The 22213-nt window shown below is 65.6% G+C and carries 19 protein-coding genes and 1 riboswitch; of the genes, 9 read left to right on the top strand and 10 right to left on the bottom strand.

What is annotated here, in order from left to right; translation table 11 throughout:
- Window position 1 precedes the first annotated feature (1 nt).
- The 4 genes from IEX64_RS11545 to IEX64_RS11530 form a co-directional block, all read right to left on the bottom strand.
- Window positions 2-1297 carry a hypothetical protein gene (locus IEX64_RS11545; protein WP_188819814.1) on the bottom strand — a complete coding sequence of 432 codons (1296 nt, stop codon included), beginning with the start codon at window positions 1295-1297 and terminating at the stop codon, window positions 2-4.
- The gene (locus IEX64_RS11540) at window positions 1294-3189 is read right to left on the bottom strand and encodes an outer membrane protein assembly factor BamB family protein (RefSeq protein WP_188819813.1); all 1896 of its coding nucleotides are present in this window, start codon (window positions 3187-3189) and stop codon (window positions 1294-1296) included. The genes IEX64_RS11545 and IEX64_RS11540 overlap by 4 nt, the downstream gene beginning before the upstream one ends.
- Window positions 3190-3263: 74 nt before the next feature.
- Window positions 3264-4334: a glycosyltransferase family 4 protein gene (locus IEX64_RS11535; protein WP_188819812.1), complete on the bottom strand. Its 1071-nt coding sequence runs from the start codon at window positions 4332-4334 to the stop codon at window positions 3264-3266.
- Window positions 4331-5233 (bottom strand): UDP-2,3-diacylglucosamine diphosphatase, encoded by a 903-nt coding sequence (locus tag IEX64_RS11530; RefSeq protein ID WP_188819811.1) that lies wholly within the window; start codon window positions 5231-5233, stop codon window positions 4331-4333. Before IEX64_RS11530 ends, IEX64_RS11535 begins: the two co-directional genes overlap by 4 nt.
- A gap of 186 nt (window positions 5234-5419) precedes the next feature.
- Here IEX64_RS11530 and IEX64_RS11525 point away from each other — a divergent pair, with 186 nt between their 5' ends.
- Complete coding sequence (locus IEX64_RS11525) at window positions 5420-6094, top strand: response regulator transcription factor (protein ID WP_188819810.1); 675 nt, start codon at window positions 5420-5422, stop codon at window positions 6092-6094.
- Between the two features lie 128 nt (window positions 6095-6222).
- Here IEX64_RS11525 and IEX64_RS11520 read toward each other — a convergent pair whose 3' ends face one another.
- The 5 genes from IEX64_RS11520 to IEX64_RS11500 form a co-directional block, all read right to left on the bottom strand.
- Complete coding sequence (locus IEX64_RS11520; RefSeq protein WP_188819809.1) at window positions 6223-6534, bottom strand: hypothetical protein; 312 nt, start codon at window positions 6532-6534, stop codon at window positions 6223-6225.
- 24 nt (window positions 6535-6558) lie between these two features.
- A complete protein-coding gene (locus IEX64_RS11515) occupies window positions 6559-7014 on the bottom strand; it encodes a YaiI/YqxD family protein (RefSeq protein WP_188819808.1) in 456 nt (151 codons plus the stop codon).
- A gap of 43 nt (window positions 7015-7057) precedes the next feature.
- Window positions 7058-7630, bottom strand: a complete 573-nt coding sequence (locus IEX64_RS11510; protein WP_188819807.1) for a TMEM165/GDT1 family protein — start codon at window positions 7628-7630, stop codon at window positions 7058-7060.
- 11 nt (window positions 7631-7641) lie between these two features.
- Window positions 7642-7838: riboswitch (yybP-ykoY riboswitch) on the bottom strand.
- A 99-nt stretch (window positions 7839-7937) separates the two neighbouring features.
- Complete coding sequence (locus tag IEX64_RS11505; protein WP_188819806.1) at window positions 7938-10616, bottom strand: TonB-dependent receptor domain-containing protein; 2679 nt, start codon at window positions 10614-10616, stop codon at window positions 7938-7940.
- 90 nt (window positions 10617-10706) lie between these two features.
- Window positions 10707-12290 (bottom strand): beta-helix domain-containing protein, encoded by a 1584-nt coding sequence (locus IEX64_RS11500; RefSeq protein ID WP_188819805.1) that lies wholly within the window; start codon window positions 12288-12290, stop codon window positions 10707-10709.
- A 294-nt stretch (window positions 12291-12584) separates the two neighbouring features.
- Here IEX64_RS11500 and IEX64_RS11495 point away from each other — a divergent pair, with 294 nt between their 5' ends.
- From IEX64_RS11495 to virB11, 8 genes are all read left to right on the top strand, one after another.
- Window positions 12585-12962, top strand: a complete 378-nt coding sequence (locus IEX64_RS11495) for a tetratricopeptide repeat protein (RefSeq protein ID WP_188819804.1) — start codon at window positions 12585-12587, stop codon at window positions 12960-12962.
- A 242-nt stretch (window positions 12963-13204) separates the two neighbouring features.
- Window positions 13205-13549, top strand: coding sequence for a TrbC/VirB2 family protein (locus IEX64_RS11490; protein WP_188819843.1), 345 nt, complete (start codon window positions 13205-13207; stop codon window positions 13547-13549).
- The gene (locus tag IEX64_RS11485) at window positions 13549-13830 is read left to right on the top strand and encodes a VirB3 family type IV secretion system protein (protein WP_188819803.1); all 282 of its coding nucleotides are present in this window, start codon (window positions 13549-13551) and stop codon (window positions 13828-13830) included. The genes IEX64_RS11490 and IEX64_RS11485 overlap by 1 nt, the downstream gene beginning before the upstream one ends.
- Before the next feature lie 25 nt (window positions 13831-13855).
- Complete coding sequence (locus IEX64_RS11480) at window positions 13856-16291, top strand: VirB4 family type IV secretion/conjugal transfer ATPase (protein ID WP_188819802.1); 2436 nt, start codon at window positions 13856-13858, stop codon at window positions 16289-16291.
- A 5-nt stretch (window positions 16292-16296) separates the two neighbouring features.
- Window positions 16297-17523, top strand: coding sequence for a TrbL/VirB6 family protein (locus tag IEX64_RS11475; RefSeq protein WP_188819801.1), 1227 nt, complete (start codon window positions 16297-16299; stop codon window positions 17521-17523).
- Window positions 17520-18371: a TrbG/VirB9 family P-type conjugative transfer protein gene (locus tag IEX64_RS11470; RefSeq protein ID WP_188819800.1), complete on the top strand. Its 852-nt coding sequence runs from the start codon at window positions 17520-17522 to the stop codon at window positions 18369-18371. The genes IEX64_RS11475 and IEX64_RS11470 overlap by 4 nt, the downstream gene beginning before the upstream one ends.
- A 3-nt stretch (window positions 18372-18374) precedes the next feature.
- Window positions 18375-19463, top strand: coding sequence for a TrbI/VirB10 family protein (locus IEX64_RS11465; RefSeq protein ID WP_188819799.1), 1089 nt, complete (start codon window positions 18375-18377; stop codon window positions 19461-19463).
- A 57-nt stretch (window positions 19464-19520) separates the two neighbouring features.
- Window positions 19521-20549: a P-type DNA transfer ATPase VirB11 gene (virB11, locus tag IEX64_RS11460; protein ID WP_229710207.1), complete on the top strand. Its 1029-nt coding sequence runs from the start codon at window positions 19521-19523 to the stop codon at window positions 20547-20549.
- A 135-nt stretch (window positions 20550-20684) separates the two neighbouring features.
- Here the strand turns inward: virB11 and IEX64_RS11455 are convergent, their stop codons facing one another.
- Window positions 20685-22166: a Ppx/GppA family phosphatase gene (locus IEX64_RS11455; protein ID WP_188819797.1), complete on the bottom strand. Its 1482-nt coding sequence runs from the start codon at window positions 22164-22166 to the stop codon at window positions 20685-20687.
- Window positions 22167-22213 lie beyond the last annotated feature (47 nt).

The following is a 22213-nucleotide window of genomic DNA, read 5'->3' as shown; positions in this document are numbered from 1 at the left end:
TTCAGGGGGATGTTCCTTGGCCCAGCATGCGATGCAGGCTGCCGCCGAAGTCGCGTTCGGCCCAGAGCGTCAGGAAGTTGGTCGCGACCAGCAGGAAGCCTTCGACCACCTTGTCCTGTCGCAGCAGCGGATCGAACGGGCCCGTTGCGGCGCCGATTTCGGGGAGGCGGGCGCCGATCAGGGCTGGCAGGTCCATCATCATCGACAGTCCGGTGAGGGTCAGCGAAAGGTCGAAGTGCAGAGCCATTAGGTCGGCGGGTATCTCTGGTCCGCCATGCGCGGCCAGTTCGCCGCGATAGTGGTCGAGCAGGCCGCCAAGTTCCTTCGCGATGAAGGCGGTGGGCGAGGCGGAGAGGCCACCCCACAGCCCCGTCGTGACGTTCATCGGCCGGACCATGCCCCAGTCGAGCAATCCGCAGTGCAGGGTGCCGTCAGCCTCGCGCCAGAACCAGGCGTTGTCGATATTGGTGTTCCAGTGACACACCGCCACGAACCGCGGGTCCGCCTGCAGGAAGCTACGCACCGTGGCCTCGTTCTCGAGGAAGGCTAGCGCATCGGCTTCGAGCCGGGCGGGAAAGGCGCCGTCGGTCAGCGCGGCGGGAAAGAGTTGCGGGTGGCTTGAGAGAAAGGCGCCCAGTGCTGCAACTTTCTCGCGCAGTTCACCGGGACCGTAGCCGATCGGCAGGTCCGCTTCGGCGGCTGCCCGGTCGTAGGGAAACAGCGCTTCGAGTTGCGGCGACAGCGCGCCGCGATGCTGTGCCGCTGCCAGCCGGGCCTGCGCGGAGACCAGTACGCGGTAATATTCGAGCGGATCGGGCAGCAGGTGGTCCATGCACTTCTCGTGCAGCGGCTCGATAGCGCCTTGCCCGAAGGCCACGCGCTCGGTCACGAGCATGCCAGTGCCGCTCGCGGCCTCGAAGTCTGCGAAGACGGGGCGCGGCACGGCCACCGGGAAGGCGGGCAGGCGCGACAGCGCGGCAAGCCGGACTTCGCCGTCGATCTCCGTGCGGCGGCGGTCGCGGAAAGGGTCCTCGAAATCGCGCGAGAACTTGGCGAAAAGCTGGCGCGGGAGGTCGGTGTCGGGCTGCGCATAGGTGACGTCGAGCAGCGCCTTCTGTCCGGAGTTCCCGCCGGAGAATACCTCCAGCCGGTCGACCGACGCGACGCGGTTGTCCGGCGCCAGCGTGCCATAGGCATGCATTGCCCGCGTCAGGAAGGCTTCGGGCGCTTCGCGCAGGTCCGCGACGCTGGCCGGCATGACCACGCCGGTCGCATCGCCGACGGCTGTACGCCTCATTCGGGCTCGAACACCATCAGCACGTTACCGGGGATCTTCGAGACGAAGCCGTAGCCCGAAGAGACGACGACCTGTCCGTGATCGACGATGGGCGCCGCACCGCCGCTCATCGCGCCGCCCTTGGCGGGCACGCCGTTGACGGTGGGAACGTCCTGCACCGTGTCGAAGATCCAGAGCTGCTTGCCGGTCTCGGCGTCGAGCGCGCGTACATATCCGTCGTCGCCGCCTGCGAGCACCAGTTCGGGCGTCACGGTGAAGGCGCCGCTGTTACCGGGAATGCAGAGCGGGCGGCCTTCGCAGACGTTCTCGGGGGGCGGGGTGTACCACAGCTCCTCGCCCGTCTTGAGGTCGAGCGCATGGATGCCCGGCGCGGCGGGGAAGGGGCGCTCGACGAAATCGGGCATGTCGCTGATGGCGACATAGACGCGGCCACTGTCCTCGGCGAGGCCGAAGTGCACGCCGCCCGCCATGCCGCCGCGACCGACCTGCCGCTTCCAGATCAGCTTGCCGGTCTCGGCATCGACGGCCCAGGCAATGCCCGATTTCTGGCCGGCGAGGATGTAGTCCCTCCCGTCTTCATCGGTCGCCAGGACCGGGATCGCGCCGAAATCATAGTCGGGGCCTGCATCCTCGGGGCAGTTGTCGGGATCGGGGGTGACGCAGTCGACGTTCCAGGCATCGCCTTCCAGCGCCTGGAAGTGCCACTTGATCGCCCCGGTATCGAGGTCCAGCGCGACGAGCGCATCGGACAGTTCGGTGGCGGGATGCGTGTAGTTGTCGCCCGTCGCGACGACGAGGCTGCCGCGCTTGGTATCGATGGCGATCCCGGCCCAGACGGGCACGCCCGAAGGACCGAGGAACTTGCCGCCGGGTTGCTCGACGGGCTGATCGACCAGCCACGTGCGCCATTTCTCCTCGCCGGTGCGGGCATCTAGAGCCAGCACCGAACCGCGGAACGAGCAGCACTTGTACCCCGGCGTCGCCGCTGCGGCTTCTTCCAGCGAGGAGATCGGCACGTAGACCGTATCGCCGTAAAGCGCCGGGCTGGCGGTGATCACCGAAGCTGGATGTTCGTCGGCGCGGACTTTCCAGACCAGCTTGCCGGTGAAGGCCTCGATGCCATAGGCATTGCCGGTCCAGTCGCCGAAGTAGGCCATCGGCACCGCGTCGGCATCATCCGCGTCCCAGGGCGAAAGGACGATGCCGGTGCGCACTTCCGAGCCCGCATCGAACGTCCAGCGCGTGCAGCCGGTTTCCCGGTCGAGCGCATAGACCTTGCCGCCGTGGCTGCCGACGAAGATCGCGCCGCCGCCCAGCGCGGGCTGCGACCGCGCGCGGTTGGCCTGCGGGAAGCCGAACGCCCACTTTAGCTTGAGCTTGCCGACGTTCTGCCGGTCCAGCCCGGCCTGCTCGGACGAGACCGAATGGGTCGCGGCCAGATCGAGCCCGGCGCCTGCGAAACCGGGCACCTGCTCGCGGTCGAACAGGGCGTGGTCGGGCGTGCAGGGCGGCGGCTCGGGCAGGTCCGCTTTGGCCATGCCCAGTTCGTGGCCGGACAGGTACTGCGCTACCTGTTCCTTCTGATGCTGGTCGAGCGCGGTGCCCTGCGCCTTCATGGCGCCGCTGGTCAGCGCGGTGACGATCGCGTCCGGGGTCATGTAGCCGAGGATGACGCGGGCCGGCGCGCGTCCGGCGCCGGTGTTGTGGCAGGCGGCGCAGGTCTGGTTGTAGATCTGCGCGCCTTCGGGGAATTTCTCCTGCTTGGCGCCGATGCCGGGGGTGTTCTCCACGGTCTCGCCGAGCAGGGCCGAGGGAAGCGCTATGGCCAGTGCCAGCAGAACGAAGGCCAGAGCCACGAGCCTGGGCGGACGCAGCGCCATGTGCGAGTGCATGAAATTCCCTCTCCCGAATCCTTATCCGGCGGGAAGGAACAGCAATTCTGGACAGTCGTCAAATACGACGAGGCTCAGGCGGCGTCTTTCAGCCGGCGCGCGCTGCCATTGACCGCGGAGGCGATGGCGCAAAGGAACTGGTCCGTGGCGCGCTCCCACGAGTAGAGCTGACCAAGGGCAGCGGCATCGGCGCGGTCGATCGTGAGCGCGGCAGAAATCGCCACATCAAGGTTCTCGTCGATGGCGCCAGCGGGGCGGGCCAGCGGCGTTTCGACACCGCAGCCGTCCGCGCCGAGGATGTCGATCGGGCCGGTGACCGGATAGGCCGCAACCGGCGTGCCGCAGGCGAGCGCCTCGATGACGACGAGGCCGAAGGTGTCGGTCAGGCTGGGGAAGACGAAGCAGTCGGCGGCGCGGTAGGCCGACGCCAGCTCCTCGCCCGACAGCGCGCCGAGGAACAGCACATCGGGATAGCGGCGCTGCAGGCTTTCAAGCGCGGGGCCATCGCCGACAACGACCTTGCTGCCGGGCACATCGGCCGAGAGGAACGCTTCGAGGTTCTTCTCCGGCGCAACGCGGCCCACGTTCAGCAGGACCGGGCCGGGCAGAGCGGCCATGGCCGGGTGCCGTTCGCCTTCGGGACGGAACAGCGAATGATCGATGCCGCGGCTCCAGGACCGGGTGTGGCCGATGCTGCGACCGGCCAGTTCATCGGCCAGGCTGCGGGTGGAAACCAGCACGGCGCTGCTAGGCGCATGAAAGCGCTGCAGGATCGGCCAGAAGTACTCGGCGCTCAGCCCGGTACGCACGGCGGCATATTCGGGAAAGCGGGTGTGGAAGGCCGATGTGAACGGCACCCCGCGCGACAGGCACCAGCCGCGCGCGGCCCAGCCGATCGGGCCTTCGGTGGCGATATGGACGATTTCCGGCTGCGCCTTGTCCAGCATGCGCCGCACGCCGAAGCGCGGCGCCATGGCGAGGCGGATCGAGGCGTAGCCGGGCATCGGCACCGTCAGGAACCGGTCGGGCGTGATCGTTTCCACCGCGTGGCCGCGCCGGGTCAGTTCCTCCAGCGTCGCCGAAAGCGAGCGGACGACACCGTTGACCTGCGGCAGCCAGGCGTCGGTGGCGAGCGCCAGTCTCACGTGCCCGTTTCCATTGCCGCGTCAGCCGTCGCGCCCATGGCCGGGAAGGCGGAATCGTGCCCACCGGTCTCGGCCACCCAGTCGATGATCGCGATGTGTCCGGTCATGTCCTCGGCCAGAGCCGTGCAGCTCTCTACCCAGTCGCCGTCGTTGTAGTAGGTGATGCCGCTGAATTCGCGGATTTCGGCGCAGTGGATGTGGCCGCACACGACACCGTCGAACCCGCGGCTGATCGCTTCGCTGGCCACGGCTTCCTCGTAGCTGCAAACGTACTGGACCGCGTTCTTCACCTTCTTCTTCATGTAGGCGGAGAGCGACCAGTACGGCATCTTCAACCGGCGGCGCACCGCGTTGAAGGCGATGTTGGCGCGCAGCAGCATCGAGTAGGCCTTGTCGCCCAGGAACGCGAGCCACTTGTGGTAGAGCACCACGCCGTCGAAGGCATCGCCGTGGGTGACCAGCAGCTTGCGTCCGTCGACCGTCTCGTGGACCGCTTCGAGGACCAGTTCGACGCCGCCGAATGTCATGCCCGCATAGTCGCGCAGCATCTCGTCGTGGTTGCCGGCGATGAACACCACGCGGGTGCCGCGATGCGCCATCTTGAGAATGCGGCGGACCACTTCGTTGTGGGCATCGGGCCAGTACCAGCCCTTGCGCAGGCGCCAGCCGTCGACGATGTCGCCGACGAGATAAAGCGTCTGGCACTCCACCGAACGCAGGAAGTCCACTAGCAACTCGGCGTTGCAGCCGCGCGTGCCCAGATGGACATCGGAAATCCAGATCGTGCGGTACTTGCGCTTGGGGCGAAAGCCCTTGGGATCGGGAAGATCGAGCCATTCCGGAATGCGAGTGCCGGTGCTCGTGGTCTGTTCGAGAAGAGTATCCATTTGCGTACGCATCGCTCGGTAGCCCCCGTTGCTAGCGCTCTTCCCTATCGCATCGGGGCGTTGCGTCGGCGTGACGGTTGCGGGTCAGTTTCGTGACACATCCGACAAGTGTGCGACTTTCACGGTCTCGTCACCGATATGTCACCCGTTCGTCATATACGGCGGGCAGACAGCCGCCTTACCAACCGGGCAGGGGCGATGCGGCGGATCGATATATTGCTGGCGAGTGAGCTTTCCGGAGGGCTGGCAGCCTTTCGGCACGACGAGTTTGACGTGGTTCTCCACCGCTGGACCGACTTTGCCGAACTGCCGCTGATCGAAGGCGCGCTGTGGGTCTTCATCGACTGGGTTCTGCCCGAGATGTCGGGGCTGGAGCTGTGCCGCCGTCTGCGCGCCGATCCGCTGACCTCGCACGCCCATGTCACCATGGTGCTCGAGGAAGACAACATCGAGGACCGCAAGCGCGCGCTGCGCATGGGCGCGGACGACTACATGGTCGGGCCGCTCACCCGCACGGGTCTGCTGGACCGAGTGCTGGGCGCCAATCTGGGCGATCAGGAAGGCGCGGGCATTCGCGTTGTGGCGCAGGGTGATCTGACCGTGGACGTCGCGGCTTTCCAGGCCCGCTGGCAGGAAAAGCCGATCCCGCTGATGCCCAACGAGCTGCGCCTGCTGCGCTATTTCATCGAGCACCCCGGCCGCGTCTTCAGCCGCGCGCAGCTGATCGCCGCGCTGGGCAAGCAGGACCCGCCGGTGGACGAGCGTACGGTCGATGTGTGGATCGGCCGCCTGCGCCGCGCTCTCAAGTCCGCCGGGGCGGGCAACCCGCTGCGCACCGTGCGCTCGCTGGGATACGTCTTCGACGCGATCTGAGGGCGCTGGTTAAGGTCAGTACCTTGAGGGCGCGTGGGCAGTTTCAGCCGAGACTGATTGTCTGCTTTAGGCAAACCGATCCGGTGGCTTGAATGGCCGAAAAGTCCGGGGAAGCGGAGGTTGTCGTTTTAGTCGGAGTTTCGGACGAACTGGCTTGCGAACTTCACGTTGTAGGCGTGAAACTCACCTTCTGGTGTAATAACTAGTCCCGTGATGTTGGAGCGCTGGAAGCTGTCCTCGCTAGCCGCATCGTTGACCATGAGGTTCACGGTAAGAGTGCCATCCTCCTCCTCGATTGATTTATAGTCGTATTCGACTGTTCGACCAAAACAGGCGACCGCTCCACCATCGATGACCAGTTCGACCGAAGGGTCGTCTACGTCAATCCAGCGCCCTTGCATCGCTGCTGGGATTGGCTCGTCCCGGCCAAGTTGTGTCATAGATGTAAGACCTCCTTATTCGCCTTATCCGACCTGCCGCCGCAGCCGCACCAGCGTTTCGTCCAGAGCCGAGAGAAGCCGCGAGCGGTCGGCCTTGCTGAACGGCGGCGGGCCGCCAATCGCGTCTCCGCCTGCGCGCAAGTCCGCCATGATCGCTCGTGTGGCGATGGCCCCGCCGATGGATGCCTCGGTGAAGGGCTTGCCGGTCGGGGCGATCACAGTCGCGCCCTGCTTCAGGCAGCGGTCGGCCAGCAGGATGTCCGCAGTGATGACGACGCTGCCCTTTGTCGCTTCTTCGGCGATCCAGTCGTCGGCGGCGTCGAAGGCATCGCTCACGATCTTGCGGGTGACCAGCGGATCGCGCGGGATGCGCATGGCGCTGTTGCTGACGACAACCACGGGCACCTTGTAGCGCGCGGCGACCTTGTAGATTTCGTCCTTCACCGGGCAGGCATCGGCATCGATCAGAATTCGGATCATGCCGCCCCCATAGCGGGGCCGGGCGCACTTGGCGAACCCGCGATCAGATCCACCCGGCGGTCTGCGCCAGAAGCCACAGGCCGATGGCGAGGAACAGCAGCGCCGCGATAATGCGTACGGTGGCGAGCGGAACGCGCTTGATGATCTCGTGGCCGAGGAACACGGCGGGCACATTGGCGATCATCATGCCCACCGTCGTGCCGGCCATCACCGGGAGCACGCTCTGGAAGCGGGCACCCAGGGCGATCGTGGCAAGCTGGGTCTTGTCGCCCATCTCGACGAGGAAGAAGGCGATGGTCGTCGCAAGGAACGGGCCGAAGCGGCTGGGCTTGGCTTCCTCGTCCTCGTCGAAGCTGTCGGGGATCAGCGTCCAGCCCGCCATCAGGATGAAGCTGGCGGCCACGAGGTAGCGGAACCAGCGACCGTCGAGGAAGGCTGCAGCCTGCTCGCCCACCAGCGCTGCCAGGAAGTGATTGGCGAGCGTCGCCACGAGAATGCCCGCAATGATCGGCCAGGGACGGCGGAAACGGGTGGCCAGGACGATGGCGAGCAGCTGTGTCTTGTCGCCGATCTCGGCGAGCGCGACGACCGCGGTGGAGGTGAGGAGGGCTTCCATGCAAATTCTCCGGGCCGGGCGAAACGACACAACGACGCGAGCGAAACCCCGCCCGGCCGAACGGTGCCGCAAGCGTCATTGGTCTTGCCCGAACGGTGGCCCGTCCTCCCGTGCGCCATGGCCTCTCGGCCAAGTATGTTGACGACGGGTTCTGCCGGGGCGGCAGACGGCTACTCCCCAGATGACGGAACCCTCCTAGAAAATTCGGCGGCGGGTGCAAAGGACGAAAAAAATAGCCCGGCCGCATTGCTGCAGCCGGGCTGTAAAGGTGCCGTCGGGAGAGCAGGGTCTCCCGGTGAGGATGGGGTCAGAAGTTCACGGAAGCCGACAGCGAGAAGGAGCGGCCGACGTCGTAGGTGTTGACTTCGATGCGTCCGGATTCGAACTGCTGGTATTCTTCGTGCTTGCGGCCGGTGATGTTGCGAGCCTCGAACTTCAACTCAAGTTCGGTGCCGGCCAGTTCGATGCCCTGACGGGCGACGAAGTCGAGCGTGAAGCCGGGCTTCTCAAGGACGTCGGGCTGGCCCACACCGTTCAGACCGCGGCTGATCGCACGCTCGCTGGCATAGTTGATCAGGAATGTCTGCTGCGACAGGCCGCCCTGCTGCTCCAGGCCGATCTGGACGTTGGCGATGTGTTCGGACTGGCCCGTAAGCGGCGCACCGTTGCGGAAGTAGTCGGATGCCAGAGCCGTACCCGAAGCGCCATAGACCTCGGTGGTGTCGGAGGCGCCGACTTTAATCTTGGACTTCGTATAGGTGTAATTCGCACCGACGAGCAGGCGGCGGTCGGCAAACATGTCGAAGTACTTCTGCAGCTCCAACTCCACACCGTAGAGGTCCGCCTTGGGCGCGTTGGCAAAGCTGGTGACGAGCACGTTGCTGCCGGTCAGGAAAGACTCGATCGGGTTGTCGAGACGCTTGAAGAACGCGCCGAGTGACACCTTTTGCTCAGGGGCGAAGTACCATTCGAAACGGCCCTCGAAGTTATAGAGCTGGCTATCCTTTAGCAGCGGGTTGCCGCGGTAGGTGCGGTTACCGTCAGGATCGAAGAACGTCTGGTACAGAAGTTCGCGGAATTGCGGACGTGCGATCGTCTTCGAGGCGTTGAGACGAACCTGCATGCCTGGTTCCAGCTCATAGGTGAGTGTCACCGCCGGCAGCCAGTATTCGTTCTTCAGGCGCGTGTCGGGAATGGAGTTGGCAATGTCAGCTACGGGAACCACTCGCGATTCCTCTTCGGCCCATTCCCACCGTACACCGAGATCGATTGACAGCGATTCTGTCAGCGAACCTGCCAGCTTGGCGTACCATGCGTGGTTGTTCAGACGGGCAGCGAACTTGGCGCTGGTGGCGTCCGTTTCTGTCACGAGGATTGAATAGTCGACCGGCGGGTCCACCACGTCGGGATCGCTCAGGTAGAACGTGCCCGGCTGGAACAGCACATCGGGGCGCAGCATGCCGAAAGCGGCGACATAGGCATTGCTGCCCTCTGCACGATACTGGAAGTTGCGACGCGAGCTGACGCGGTCGTTCAGCTGATAGGCGTAACCTACGGTACCCGACCAGCTCAGGCCGAACTTGTGCGTCAGGTCGACGCCGGCGGACCACACGTCTTCATTGAGCTTGGAAAATGCCACCGTGGCATCGCCGGTCTGTCCGCCGTCGAGATAGTTGACGTACTGATCGCCGTAGGCGCCCGAGCCGAGACGCGAATAGAGCAGCGAGATCTCGTAGGGCGCATCGCGCTTGGAGTTCGCATAGCTGCCGCGCACGTTGAGCTCGGTATCGGGGTCGAGCTTGAACTCGCCGACGAGCTGGGTGTTCATCAGCTGGCGTTCGTACCAGGACGTGTCCTGATACATGTAGCTGATGTTGGTGTTACCTTCCTGCTCGCCGACGCGCAGTGCAGCGCGCTTAAGGGTGTCGTGGATGTAGACATTGGTCCAGCGGATGCGGTTCTCGCCCCATTCCATGCCCAGGCCGACCAGGCCGTTGGTGACGATACGCTGGTTGGTGATGACCGAGCGGAAGTCACGGTCGGGCTGATCCGCGTCGAGTCCGAGTGTGCGCTGCTGGATAACGTCGCGGGTCTGCCACTTGTTCGAATAGCCACCGGCCGCGATCACACCGACGCGGGCGCCGCCCATGTCGAATGCCGTACCGCCGGAGATGTTGGCGGAGAAATTCACCGGAAGGTTGTCGTCGCGCTGAACGACCGCATTGCGGCCGGTGATCAGCTGGCCGCCGATGGCACGCGCAAGGTCGCTGGACCCGTCGGACAGAACTGTTCCGCTATCGAAGTATTCCTTTACTTCGACCGGCAGGTTGCGGTTGCCGTTGTCGTAGCCCGTCCAGTCGGTCTTGCTGCCGTAATAGGTGTAGCCGAGTTCGTTGGTCGTCTCGGTATCCCAGGTGGCGCCGCCGCCTATCTTGAGGAAGCTCTCGTCGGGAATAGCCTTGGTGGTGAGGTTGATCACACCGCCGCCGAATTCACCGGGGAAGTTCACCGAGTAGCTCTTCTGCACCAGCGACGATGCGATGATGCTCGTCGGGAAGAGATCGAGAGGAACGACGCGCTTGAGCGGCTCGGGGCTGGGAAGGGCCGAGCCGTTGAGCAGCGCCAGCGAGTAGCGATCGCCAAGGCCGCGCACAAAGACGTAACCGTTGCCGACAACCGAAAGGCCGGTCACGCGGCCCAGAGCGCCGGCTATATCGCCTTCGCCGGTGCGGGCGATCTGCTCGGTCGACAGGACGGTGAGAACCTGCGGCGCGTACTGCTGGATGTTGCGGTTGCGCTGACCCGTAACGACGATCTCGCCGCCCGGCAGCGAAACTTCGGGTGCGTCGTTCTCGTCGGAGTACTGGTCTGCGTCCTGCGCAGAGGCATCAGCGTTCTGCGCGTTGCTGTCCTGCGCCCATGCAACTGAAGGCATGGCCATCGCGGTGGAAAGCAGCAGCAGCGATACAAGCCGCGGCTTGGTCATTTGTCGTCCCCCTGGAACATATTGGAATGCAGGGAAGGGGGCGGCCTGAAATGGACCGCCCCCCTCAAGTTTTGATTAAGGGCGGCCTTCTCAGGTCGTGGGAAGGGCCGTGCAGGCCGAGCCCGAACCGAAGTCGGCAGTCGAGTTGTCGCAGGTCCAACCGCGGTACCAGGTGTCCGCAGCGTTTTTCACAGCGCCGATGTAGTCGGTGGTGTCGAAGAAGCTGTTGAGCGTCTTGGCATCGAACGCCGGCACGCCGGTCTCGTTGGTGCCGTTCACGAACGTGCTGGCCAGCGTCGAGGTGAACGTGTCGTTGTTGTTGGTGCCTGCGGTGAACTGGGCTTTGGTATCGGCGGCGGTGTAGGAACCGGTGCCGAGGTAGATGGCCGAGTTACAGGTCATGACCACCGAGTTGGCGGTGATGGTGGCCGGGACAGTGCCCGAACCGTTGAGACGCAGACATTCGTTGTTGGGAACGTTGATGATACCGTTAGCCCAGGTGATGTCCGAGTTGCCGCGGATGAGGACAGCAGCATCGTCGCTGTTCGAGTTGTCGGAGGGCTGCACGCCGGTGAAGTTGGCGAGGATGGTCTTCTGACGCGGGGTGTCGCTTTCGGCACCGTTCGAGTCGATTTCCATCAGCGCGTCGCCGTCACCGTCGCGCTGCAGCAGCAGCAGGTACTGGAAGTAGCCTTCTACACCGGTGTCGAGGTCGATGCTGTCGTCGTCGGCATTGACCGCGATGTAGTGCTTGAACATCGGCTTGCCGCCAAAGAACTCCGAACCGTCGTCCGAGCTGTTCACGCTCTGGAAGTATTCCAGCGTGGTGCCGCTGCCAATGCCTTCAGCCGTCAGCGACTGCAGTTCAGAGTTGGCACCCAGCACATAGCCGGAATAGCGGATCTGAAAGTACTTCATGGTACCGGCGTTGTAGGTGTTGTCGCGTCCTCCGAAGACGGCCGGGTTCACCGAACCTTCGGTGTCGCGCTCGCACGTCTTGGCAGCGGTCGTTCCCAGCGAGCAGTCGGTGACGATGCCGCGGCCCATCAGGACGACGCCGCCCCACTGGCCCTGCGATGCGTCGTCATTGGTGCCGACGACGTTCTGGCGGCTGGTGAAGATGATCGGTGCGCTGACGGTGCCGACAGCGTTGATCTTGTTGCCGCGGTTGACGGCAAGCCAGGCCGGCTCAGCGCCGTTTTCACCGTAGACGATCACGCCCGGATCGATGGTCAGCGTCACGTCGGTGTCGGAAGTGAGGGTGCGGCCACCGCAGCTGGCGGTCGTGGTGTCAAACGGCGCGGCCGAGGTCGGAGCGGAGAAGCCGCCGTCGCAGCCTACGTCCACCCGGCCGTTCAGGCGATAGAGAACGCCGGAAACCTTCGGAAGGCTCGAGCTGACGTCGACGAGTGCGGGCAGCGTGCAGACGCGCCATTCGCCTTCGGGGCCCGTGATCGTGCCGCTGTCGGTAAGACCGCCGGTGGCGTTGAAGGAGGGGCAGCTTGCCGCCGGCGTCACGACGCCGGACGTCGGCGTCGGCGTGGGAGTCGGCGTCGGAGTCGGATTGTTGATGGTAATGCTGCCGGCGCCCGGCGAAGAGATATCGTCAGCGCCGCAGCCGGCGAGAGCGAGTGCGCTGCAGCCAACAAGCAGCAGACCTGAAATTTTCTTCACGTTGAATCCCCCGTGTTCTGGTCGGACGAGGCGGCGAGTCCGCCCTCGTTGACCGCGGCGTCTAGGCCGGGGGGGTGACAGTTTGTTGGCGATACAGTGACAGTAATATTCACTTATGCGACGGCAATATGACAACGGTCACATTTGAGCGAAACGCGCTTCTCCGACTCGCCCTTTGAGGCGGCCTTCACGCTTAGATTGCAGTTTTATGACACTTGCGTCATTTTGTTGCGAAATGTCGTCGAGAGCCGGATAGTCGGCCTGCAAACGATAATCGCAAACGGGAGAACCGCTATGTCCCTTACCGCCCTCATGACCGCAGCACTGCTTGGCCAGTCGGCTTTCTCGCTCGGAATGGAGACGCCCGCCGCCGACCGGATGCACGACGTAGCTTATCAGGAATTGTCTGAAGGTCGTTCCGAAGCCGCGTTGCGCAAACTGGAAAGCAGCAGTGCCGTCGAAGCCGGTGATCCCGCGGCGCTGATCAACCTGGGTTCGGCCTATGCGTCGGCTGGTCGCACGGACAAGGCCATCGCAGCCTATCGCGCCGCGATCGCCACGCAGGATCGTTACAGCCTCGAACTGGCGGACGGGTCCTGGGTCGATTCGCGCCACGCGGCTCGCACCGCGCTCAAGAACCTGCTCACCTCGACGGCGCGCGCTTCGCGCTGATGCCGTTGGAGGCTGCCGATCCATTTCGGCAAAGCTGATATTTCCCCATCCGGAGCGCTTCGGGTCGCACGCATTATTATACGCTAGCGTAAGGGGTGGCTGAAGGCGTCGGGATTCCGGCGCCTTCTTCTTTTCTGCATGGGCGCTGTGAAAAAATTCGCGGTCCCATGTGCGCATCTTTCGCCGTGTCATCGTCACATAGTTGTCATCAGCATGGCGCAATGCGCGCTCATACGGAGGGCATGGTGATTCGATACGCTCAGATTTCGCGCCGCAGGATTGGCGGCGCCTTCAATGCATTTGTCGCTATAATCGCGGCGCTTTTTCCAACGCTCGCGCAAGCGCAGGCGGTTGCTCAGGATCCCGCAGGTAGCGGTCCGATCGTGGCCGCACTCGGCTGGCTGCAGGGCACGCTGCTCGGTAACGTTGCGACTGCCGTTGCGGTGATGGCCGTGGCTGCCGTCGGCTTCATGATGCTGACCGGCCGGATGAACTGGCGCTTCGGCGCGACCGTCATCATCGGCGTCTTCATCCTGTTCGGTGCCGGCGCCATCGTTTCGGGCATCCAGCAGGCGGCGGTGGGCTGATGGCTCTGGCGCGCTTTCCCGTACATCGCGCGCTGACGCGTCCGCAAATGTTTGCCGGCGTGACCTACAGCTACTTCATCATCAACGCGGCGGTGACGACCGAGATTTTCCTCATAACCAAGAGCTTCTGGGCGTTGCCCGCGGCTCTTGCGATTCACGGTGTGGGATATCTGGCGTGCCTGCGCGAACCGCGCGTGTTCGACCTCTGGATTGCCAAGGTCAGCAAGTGTCCGCGGGTCGCCAACTGGCAGCGCTGGGGCTGCAATAGCTACGCGCCGTAAACAGGACGGGGTGGGAAGGACTATAATGGCCACGAGCAAGAAATCGCCGTTCAAGGGCTGGGGCGCGAAGGAAGTGCTTGTCGGCGACCGGCTGCCGTATTCGGCGCTGGTCGACGAGAACGTGCTGCTGATGCGTGACGGCTCGGTGATGCTCTCGCTGATGGTGCCGGGTCTCGCTTTCGAGACCGCCGACACCGATGAGCTCAATGCCCACGTGGCCACGCGCGAAGTGCTGCTGCGCTCGACGCTCGATGCGCGCTTCGTCATGTACCACCACGTGATCCGCCGCCGGGTGGAGATCGAGCTGGACGGCCATTTCGAGGATCCGCTTGCCGGGCATATCGATGCCCGCTGGCGGGCCCGCACCGGTTCGGGTGCCCTCTTCGTCAACGACCAGTTCATTACCCTGGTGCGTCGTCCGGCGCGTGGCAAGGCAGGCTGGGCGGACAAGCTCTCGCGCCTGATGAAGAACAAGGGCAATGCCCCGGTCGAGGCCGATCCCGCTGACGTGCGCGCGCTGCGCGCCGCTGCCAATGCCATGGTCGCCTCGCTCGGGGCCTACGGCGCGCGGCTCCTTGGTGAATACGAAGGTCAGGCCGGGCCCTGTTCGGAAGTGCTCGAACTGCTGAGCGCGCTCTACAACGGCGAGATGCGCCCGGTGCGCCGTCCGTCGGAAGAGACCGACATCGGCCACATGCTGCCCTATCGCCGGGTCAACTTCGGCATGGACGCGCTCGAACTGCGCGGCGCCAACGGGCGCGGCTCGGTCGGTTCTATCGTCAGCCTGAAGGACTATCCCGATTCGACCGCGCCGGGGCTGACCGACGCCCTGCTGCGTCTGCCCTGCGAACTGGTGCTGACCGAGACCTATTCGCCCTGCGACCGCCAGATCGCGCGCGAGCGAATCGATCTCGCCATCCGCCGCCTGCGCTCCGCCGACGAGGAAGCCGTGGCCGAACGCCGCGAAATGAACGCGGCGCGCGATTCGCTGGGCACCGGTGCAGTCGCGTTTGGCGATCATCACCTTTCGGTGCTGGTCCGCGCCAATTCGCTCGAAGCGCTCGACGAAGTGACGGCCTCCTGTGCCGCCGCGCTAGCCGATGCCGGTGCCGTGGCGGTGCGCGAGGATGTGAACCTTGAGCCCGCTTTCTGGGGACAAATGCCCGGCAACGAGAGTTTCCTGGTTCGCCGCGCGCTGATTTCCAGCGCCAACATGGCCTGTTTCGGCAGCCTGCACGGCTTTGCCATGGGACAGGCGAGCGGGAATCACTGGGGGGATGCGGTCACGCTGCTGTCCACCACCAGCTCGACGCCGTTCTTCTTCAACTTCCACCAGGGCGACCTTGGTAATTTCACCGTCATCGGTCCGTCGGGTTCCGGTAAGACGGTGGTCATGAACTTCCTCGCCGCGCAGGCGCAGAAGTTCGCGCCGCGCACGATCCTGTTCGACAAGGACCGCGGCGCCGAGGTCTTCTTGCGCGGGATCGGCGGTACTTACAGCCGCATTGCCGCGGGCTATCCCACCGGCTTCAACCCGCTGTCGTTGCCCGACACCGCGACCAACCGCGCGTTTCTGCGCGACTGGCTGGCGGTGCTGCTCGACGCCAAGGGCCCCGAGGAGCTGGCGACGCTCGCCAATGCGGTAGACGCGGCCTATCATAACGACCCGTCGCTGCGCCGCCTCTCGCATTTCCGTGAACTGCTGGCCGGCGCCCGCCGTCCGGAGCCGGGCGATCTCGCTTCGCGTCTCGATGCCTGGATCGCCAATGGTCCAAATGGGGGCGGCGAGCATGGCTGGCTGTTCGACAACCAGCAGGACCGTCTCGACTTGTCCCAGCGCGTGCTCGGTTTCGACATGACCGCGCTGCTCGAAAGTCCGCGCCTGCGCACGCCGGTCATGATGTATCTGTTCCACCGCATCGAGGAACGCCTCGACGGCGAACCGACGATGATCCTGATCGACGAGGGCTGGAAGGCGCTGGACGACGAGGTCTTTGCCGCCCGCATCCGCGACTGGCTCAAGACGCTGCGCAAGCGCAATGCGCTCGTCGGTTTCGCCACCCAGTCCGCTCGCGACGCGCTGGACAGCAAGATTGCCACCGCGCTGGTAGAACAGACCGCGACGATGCTGTTCATGCCCAATGCCCGCGCGCGCTACGAGGATTACTGCGAGGGCTTCGGTCTCACGCAGCACGAACTCGACGTGATCCGCACGCTGCCCGCGCAGTCGCGCTGTTTCCTGATCCGCCAGTCCGATGCCTCGGTGGTGGTCCGCCTTGACCTTTCGGGGATGCCCGAAGTGCTCACCGTCCTGTCGGGCCGCGAAAGCACGGTGCGCAAGCTGGACCATCTGCGCGAACGCTACGGCGACGAGCCTTCGGCCTGGTATCCGGTACTCACCGGCATGCAGTGGCCGGGTGATGCCGAAGACGGCGAGCTCTGGATCGAGGCGGCCGAGTAAGCGTGATGGCCGGTGCCTGCGATCAGCTGACCGAAGTCGCTTCCGCCGGGGTCGCCCCCGCACTGCGCGCCGTCGACTGCGTGGCCAACGAGATGGCCGCCAGCGCTTTCGGCCGCCTGTTCGGCGCGGGCGGTGCGATGGCGCCGGTGCTGACGATCCTGCTCACGCTCTATATCGCCTTCTTCGCCTATTCGCTGCTGACCGGTCGCTCGGCGCTGGGTGTCTCCGCACTCACTCCGCGCATGCTGCGCGTCGGCGTGGTGCTGACCTTCGCGACGAGCTGGATTGCCTATCAGAGCGTGGTGTGGAACCTCGCGCTCGGCGGGCCCGACTGGATTGCCGGCATCCTGATGGGCGTGAAGGGATCGGCGACGACGATCTTCGGCGACCGCATCGACATCGTGTTCGGCGCGATTTCGGACATTGCCTCGAACGGGGCCGGGCAGGGCGGTGAAGGCGGCGGTCAGGCGGCTGCGGCTGCCGGTGCCGGTATGCTCACGCCCGAAACGATCATGTGGATGGGTGCGTTGCTGCTGCTGCTTGGCACGGTCGGTGTGCTGCTGACGGCGCGCATTGCCCTGGCGGTGCTCCTGGCGATTGGCCCGATCTTCGTGGTGCTGGCGCTGTTCAACGGCACGCGCGGACTCACGGCTGGCTGGCTGCGCGGGCTTGCGCTCACGGCGATCACGCCGCTGTTCGTGGTGCTGGGCGGCGGGATCACGCTGGAACTGCTGGTGCCGATCATCTCCGGTCTCGTGCAGAGCGCCGCGCTTGGCGAGATCGATGGCCGCGCGGCCATGGCGTTCTTCCTTGTCGCGGCGGTGCATGTCGCGCTGATGATCATGGTGGTGAAAGTCGCTGCGACGATGGCGGCGGGCTGGAAGGTCTTCGGCCTTGCTGGCGAAGAGGGCGAGCGCGGAGCGCGCGGCGGTCAGGAATCGCCGGCTCCGGCTCCTGCCGCGCCGGCTCAGGCCTACGCCACGCCTGCCCATCAGAGCCGTACGTCCGGCATTGCGACTGCAGGCGCTTCGGCCATGGCCGAGGCACCGGCGCAGGATGGCGGCGGTGCACGCGCCAGCGAACGACGCACGGTAATTACCCAGGTGAGCGGCGGCGGGATCGAGCCGCTGCGCTCGGGCGACAATGCAGCGCGCACGCGCGGGATCGGCAGCCGGTTCCGCAGCGCCTCGAACGATGCCGGCAGGCTGCCGGTCAAGGAGAAGACACGATGACCCGCAAGCCGAACCGGCTGCGCGCCCTGACGCCGCTTCTGGCCCCCATGCTGCTGGTGGGTGTTGTCCCGCCCGCGCACGCCGAAGGTGTGAAGGCGAATGATGACCGCCTCGTCCAGCATCCCTACAGCGACAGCGAAGTGGTGCGCATCGATGGCAAGGCCGGCATTCAGGCCGCTATTGCCTTTGGCGACGGCGAAGCCATCGAGAACGTGGCCGTGGGCGACTCGCAGTCATGGCAGATCACGCCCAACAAGCGCGCCGACCTGCTTTTCGTGAAGCCGCTCGAAGCCACCGCCCGCACCAACATGACAGTGGTGACCAACCGTCACACCTATTTCTTCGACCTCGTCGCCTCGCCCAAGGCGAAGCCGCTCTACATGCTGCGCTTCACCTACAAGGACGAGCCTGTCGCCGCGCCCACACCGGGCGAGGCGCTGGCCGCGCTGACCCCGGCGGAGCAGGCCCTCGCGACCGGCGATCCGGTAGCCGCCCCGGCCGATCCGGCGATCCTGAACTTTGCGTGGAAGCGCACCGGTTCGGACAAGCTGATGCCCGCGCGGGTCTATGACGACGGCGATGCGACGTATCTGCTCTGGCCGGAGAAGGCTTCGGTCCCGGCGATCCTGATCGAGAACGAGAAGGGTGAGGAAGGCCCGGTCAACTACGCCGTGCGCGGATCGACCATCGTCATCTCGGACGTTCCGAAAAAGATTATCCTGCGATCCGGCAAGGCCAGTGCGGAGCTGGAGAATACCCAGCCCGAGCGCGTCCACACTTCGGCGGCGATGGCCGCGAACACGTCCAATCCTGCGGTTGCCCCGGCAGCCGCGAACGGGGGGAACTGATCCATGGCACCCAATTCGTCCCTGCGTGAACGCCTCACGCCCGAAGCCAGCACCGATCCGCGCGAAGGCGACGGCGCGCAGGTCATCGATCTCGCCACGCGCAACGTCCTGCCGCAGGTTTCGCAGCGCAAGAAGGGCGACGGCCTCGGCCTGGCCGCCGGAATCCTGATCGTCGGGGCGCTGGGCGGGCTTACCCTGTTGACGATGAACTCGGCCCGCAATGGCCCGAGCGGCGATGCCGCCCCGCAGCCTGCCGCGGCGCCGCAGCCTGCACCGTCTCCGGCCGCGGTCGCGCCTGCGCCGCAGCCCGAACCTCGCCCGGCCGCGCTTCCCGCACCGGCGCCGTCGCCGGTTCTCGCGGCTCCGCCCGCGCAGAACCCCTCTGCCATGCCGCAGTCCAATCCCTATGCCAGCCCGACGGTCGTCTTCGACGCGGGCGCCAACGGCACGGGCGCTGCCCCGGCTGCCGGTGAGGCCTTCAAGAGCAGCGGCAATGCCAACGAGGATTTCGCCGCGCGTCTGGCGGGCACCGGCTCGACCGCAACGGCGGCCAGCTCTTTCGACCCGGCGACCACGGTGACGCAGGGTACGCTGATCCCGGCAGTGCTGGAAACCGCGATCGATACCGACGTGCCCGGCTACGTGCGCGCCATCGTTTCGACCGATGTGCGCAGCTTCGACGGCAAGAACGTCCTCGTCCCGCGCTCCTCGCGCCTGATCGGCCAGTACAAGAGCGGTCTCTCCGCAGGCCAGAAGCGTGCCTACGTGATCTGGACCCGCCTGATCCGTCCGGACGGCGTCTCGGTGAACCTCGGTTCGCCCGCGATCGCGTTCGGCGGCGAGACCGGCCTGCCGGGCAAGGTGAAGAGCCACTTCTTCGAGCGCTTCGGCTCGGCCATGCTGCTTTCGGTCGTGGGCGGTCTGTCCTCGCTCGTTTCCAGCGGCGCCAATGTGGTGATCGGTGGCGGCCAGTCGGCGGCAGCCGCGGCGGTGCAGAACAGCGCCAGCGTCGGCCCGACGATCCGCGTGCGTCAGGGCGAACCGATCCGCGTGTTCACCGCCAAGGACCTCGATTTCAGCAAGGTCCAGTGATCGGCAATGGCAGAAATCCTTCCCCTGCAGCCGGAACGAAACGCCGGACCACTGGCCATGTCTGAGCCTCCCATCGGCGGCGGCAGCGTGCCGGAGGTACAGGCACCGCGCTCGGTCTATCTCGACGCTTATCTGGCCCCGCTGCGCCCCTGGCTCGACCGCGAGACGGTGACGGAAATTCTCGTCAACCGGCCCGGCGAAGTGTGGATCGAGGATGCCGCGTATCCCGGCATGCAGCACATCGCGCTGCCGGAGATGGACAACCGCCTGCTGCAGCGTCTGGCTGAGCAGGTCGCGCGCATCAGCCACCAGGGCATCAACCGCGAGCACCCGCTGCTCTCCGCGACGCTGCCGGCTTATGGTCCCGGGCCCAATGCACAAGGAGGGGGCGGGGCGCGTATTCAGCTCGTCGGCCCGCCGGCGACGCGCGCCAACTGGGCCATGGCGATCCGCCGTCACCGCCTGCTCGAACTGCCGCTTGACGCCTACGACCGCGGCCCGATCACGCCGCCGCGTGAGGAGCCTGCGCCCGATGCCATGGCCGAGCCCATCGCCTTCCTGCGCGACGCCATCCGCCGCCGCCGTACGATCCTGATCTCGGGCGGTACCTCGACCGGCAAGACGACCTTCCTCAACGCCATGCTCTCCGAAATTCCGGAGCACGAGCGCGTGGTGCTGGTGGAAGACACCGCCGAACTGCGGCTGCCGGGCGCCAATGGCGTCGGCCTCATCGCCGTGAAGGGCGAACTCGGCGAGGCCAAGGTCTCGGCCAACGATCTGCTGCAGGCCGCGCTGCGCCTGCGCCCCGACCGCATCGTACTGGGCGAGCTGCGCGGCACCGAGACCGTGTCCTTCCTTCGCGCGATCAACACCGGCCACCCCGGTTCGTTCTCGACCGTCCACGCCAACACCCCGCGCGGTGCATTGGAGCAGATCGGGCTTATGGCGATGCAGTCGAACATCGGCCTCACCCGCGCGGAGACGCTCGAATACGCTGCCTCGGTGATCGATATCGTCGTCCAGCTGGACCGTCAGGACGGCAAGCGCGGCATCAGCCAGATTGCGGAGACTTCCACGCTGGTCTGAGGTTTCACCAGCGTTTCAACCCAAACAGCCGCTTGTCCTGAGCTTGCCGAAGGGCGCCTGTGCAACCTCGGTTCTGCATCCTTCGACAAGCTAAGGATGAGCGGTGTTTGAAGTGCAGACATTTCCAGTAGAGGCTCACCCCTCGGCGAGAACGTCGCTTTCGCTTCTTATGCACCACTGCAAGCCCAGGCAGTCGGCAAGCGCCCTCAGGTCCTTGGTCGTGCTGCTGGCAAACAGCGGAAGCGCTCGCTCGGACAGAGTGAGCGTAATCTGCTTTCCGTCGCGCTTCAGCGAGGTCCAGGCGAGGGCCTTGGGACTGCCGCCATGGAGCCGGCGGCACAAGCGCACCGCGAGCCCCCAGGCGATGGCGCGGTTGAAGTCCTTCGGGGTGGCGAGGCGGGAAAGCTGTTCGGGCACATCGGTGAGCCCTGAATTGGCGAAGATCGTCATCGCCATCATCCCGCGCCCATGCATGTCGAGGCCGATCCAGCGCTTGCGCAGCGCCCAGGTCATGGCTTCCTCGGTGCGCAGGTTCGGTTCGGTGCGCATGGCGGCGAGCGCCAGCAGGGTCGCGGCCTGACGCAGCTTGCCTTCGCTCGGGTCCTCGTCGCACACGGGGCCGGTCCAATCGCATACCGCTACGGCATCTGCCGCCGTCACGCGCGCACCCATGGTGAAGCCGGCGACACTTGCCAGCATCGGGTCCTGCGCCTGCACTTCGGGTTCGAGCTGCGCGTGGAGCAGGCCTTCGCGCAGGCCCCATGATGAGAAGACCAGCCGCGACGGCGAAAGCTGCGTTACGACTTCCGCCATAAGCGCGGCGGCATCGGGCAGCGTGCCGAGGCGCGAATTGGAAATGCGCGGGTCGGGGTTCTCCACCTTGCCCTTGGCGAACAGGCGCGCGATCTTGAGCGCTTCGGGGGCGGTGAGTTCGAAGCCGTGCGGATCGTCCACCGGCCAGTTCAGCACGCGCATCGCCTGCAGTGCGAGCGCACGCCAGGAACCGCCGACGATATAGAGCGGCAGGTCCACGCCCTGATGCCAGGCGACGCGCTCCAGCCCCTCGCGGACGGTTTCGGCGAATCTGGCAGGCCCGTCCGCGCGCAGGTCGGCGAGGCGCAGGGTGCCGAAGGGCAGGGTGATGCCGCTGCCGCTGGTACCGCGGTCGACTTCGACCAGTTCCAGGCTGCCGCCACCCAGATCCGCGACGACGCCGTGGGCGCCGGGGAAGGCAGCGATCACGCCCATGGCGCTGGCGCGGGCTTCCTCCTCGCCCGACAGCAGGCGGGGCGAAAGGCCGAAGCCGCGGACGGCGTCGAGGAACCGGGGCCCGTTGCTGGCATCGCGTGCGGCCGCGGTGGCGACGCATTCGACCGTCTCCACCTCCAGCAGCTTCAGCAGTTCTGCAAAGCGGGCGAGGGCAGGCAGCGCGGTGCGCATGGACTTGTCGGAAATGGCGCCGGTACGGCCGAGGTCCTTGCCCAGCCGCGCGTTCACCTTTTCGTTGAGGATAACCACCGGCGCACGGGGAGGGCCGTTGTACACGACAAGGCGCACCGTGTTCGACCCTATGTCGATGATGGCGCGCTTCCGGGTGGAGTGGCTGATGCCGATCATTCAATCCAGACGAATCACTGCGCCCGATGTTCCAGGCTACCTGTCGC

It is taken from the genome of Novosphingobium indicum, from assembly GCF_014645195.1.
GTDB classification, from domain to species: domain Bacteria; phylum Pseudomonadota; class Alphaproteobacteria; order Sphingomonadales; family Sphingomonadaceae; genus Novosphingobium; species Novosphingobium indicum.
The sequence above is the reverse complement of the archived record's forward strand: the minus strand, read 5'-3'. Positions and strand labels throughout refer to the sequence as shown.

Excerpts from the sequence above, each read along its gene's own strand:
- IEX64_RS11545 (WP_188819814.1), bottom strand. The coding sequence starts at position 1,297 with ATGAGGCGTACAGCCGTCGGCGATGCGACCGGCGTGGTCATGCCGGCC.
- IEX64_RS11540 (WP_188819813.1), bottom strand. The coding sequence starts at position 3,189 with ATGCACTCGCACATGGCGCTGCGTCCGCCCAGGCTCGTGGCTCTGGCC.
- IEX64_RS11530 (WP_188819811.1), bottom strand. The coding sequence starts at position 5,233 with ATGCGTACGCAAATGGATACTCTTCTCGAACAGACCACGAGCACCGGC.
- IEX64_RS11525 (WP_188819810.1), top strand. The coding sequence starts at position 5,420 with ATGCGGCGGATCGATATATTGCTGGCGAGTGAGCTTTCCGGAGGGCTG.
- IEX64_RS11520 (WP_188819809.1), bottom strand. The coding sequence starts at position 6,534 with ATGACACAACTTGGCCGGGACGAGCCAATCCCAGCAGCGATGCAAGGG.
- IEX64_RS11515 (WP_188819808.1), bottom strand. The coding sequence starts at position 7,014 with ATGATCCGAATTCTGATCGATGCCGATGCCTGCCCGGTGAAGGACGAA.
- IEX64_RS11510 (WP_188819807.1), bottom strand. The coding sequence starts at position 7,630 with ATGGAAGCCCTCCTCACCTCCACCGCGGTCGTCGCGCTCGCCGAGATC.
- IEX64_RS11505 (WP_188819806.1), bottom strand. The coding sequence starts at position 10,616 with ATGACCAAGCCGCGGCTTGTATCGCTGCTGCTGCTTTCCACCGCGATG.
- IEX64_RS11495 (WP_188819804.1), top strand. The coding sequence starts at position 12,585 with ATGTCCCTTACCGCCCTCATGACCGCAGCACTGCTTGGCCAGTCGGCT.
- IEX64_RS11490 (WP_188819843.1), top strand. The coding sequence starts at position 13,205 with ATGGTGATTCGATACGCTCAGATTTCGCGCCGCAGGATTGGCGGCGCC.
- IEX64_RS11485 (WP_188819803.1), top strand. The coding sequence starts at position 13,549 with ATGGCTCTGGCGCGCTTTCCCGTACATCGCGCGCTGACGCGTCCGCAA.
- IEX64_RS11480 (WP_188819802.1), top strand. The coding sequence starts at position 13,856 with ATGGCCACGAGCAAGAAATCGCCGTTCAAGGGCTGGGGCGCGAAGGAA.
- IEX64_RS11475 (WP_188819801.1), top strand. The coding sequence starts at position 16,297 with ATGGCCGGTGCCTGCGATCAGCTGACCGAAGTCGCTTCCGCCGGGGTC.
- IEX64_RS11470 (WP_188819800.1), top strand. The coding sequence starts at position 17,520 with ATGACCCGCAAGCCGAACCGGCTGCGCGCCCTGACGCCGCTTCTGGCC.
- IEX64_RS11465 (WP_188819799.1), top strand. The coding sequence starts at position 18,375 with ATGGCACCCAATTCGTCCCTGCGTGAACGCCTCACGCCCGAAGCCAGC.
- virB11 (WP_229710207.1), top strand. The coding sequence starts at position 19,521 with ATGTCTGAGCCTCCCATCGGCGGCGGCAGCGTGCCGGAGGTACAGGCA.
- IEX64_RS11455 (WP_188819797.1), bottom strand. The coding sequence starts at position 22,166 with ATGATCGGCATCAGCCACTCCACCCGGAAGCGCGCCATCATCGACATA.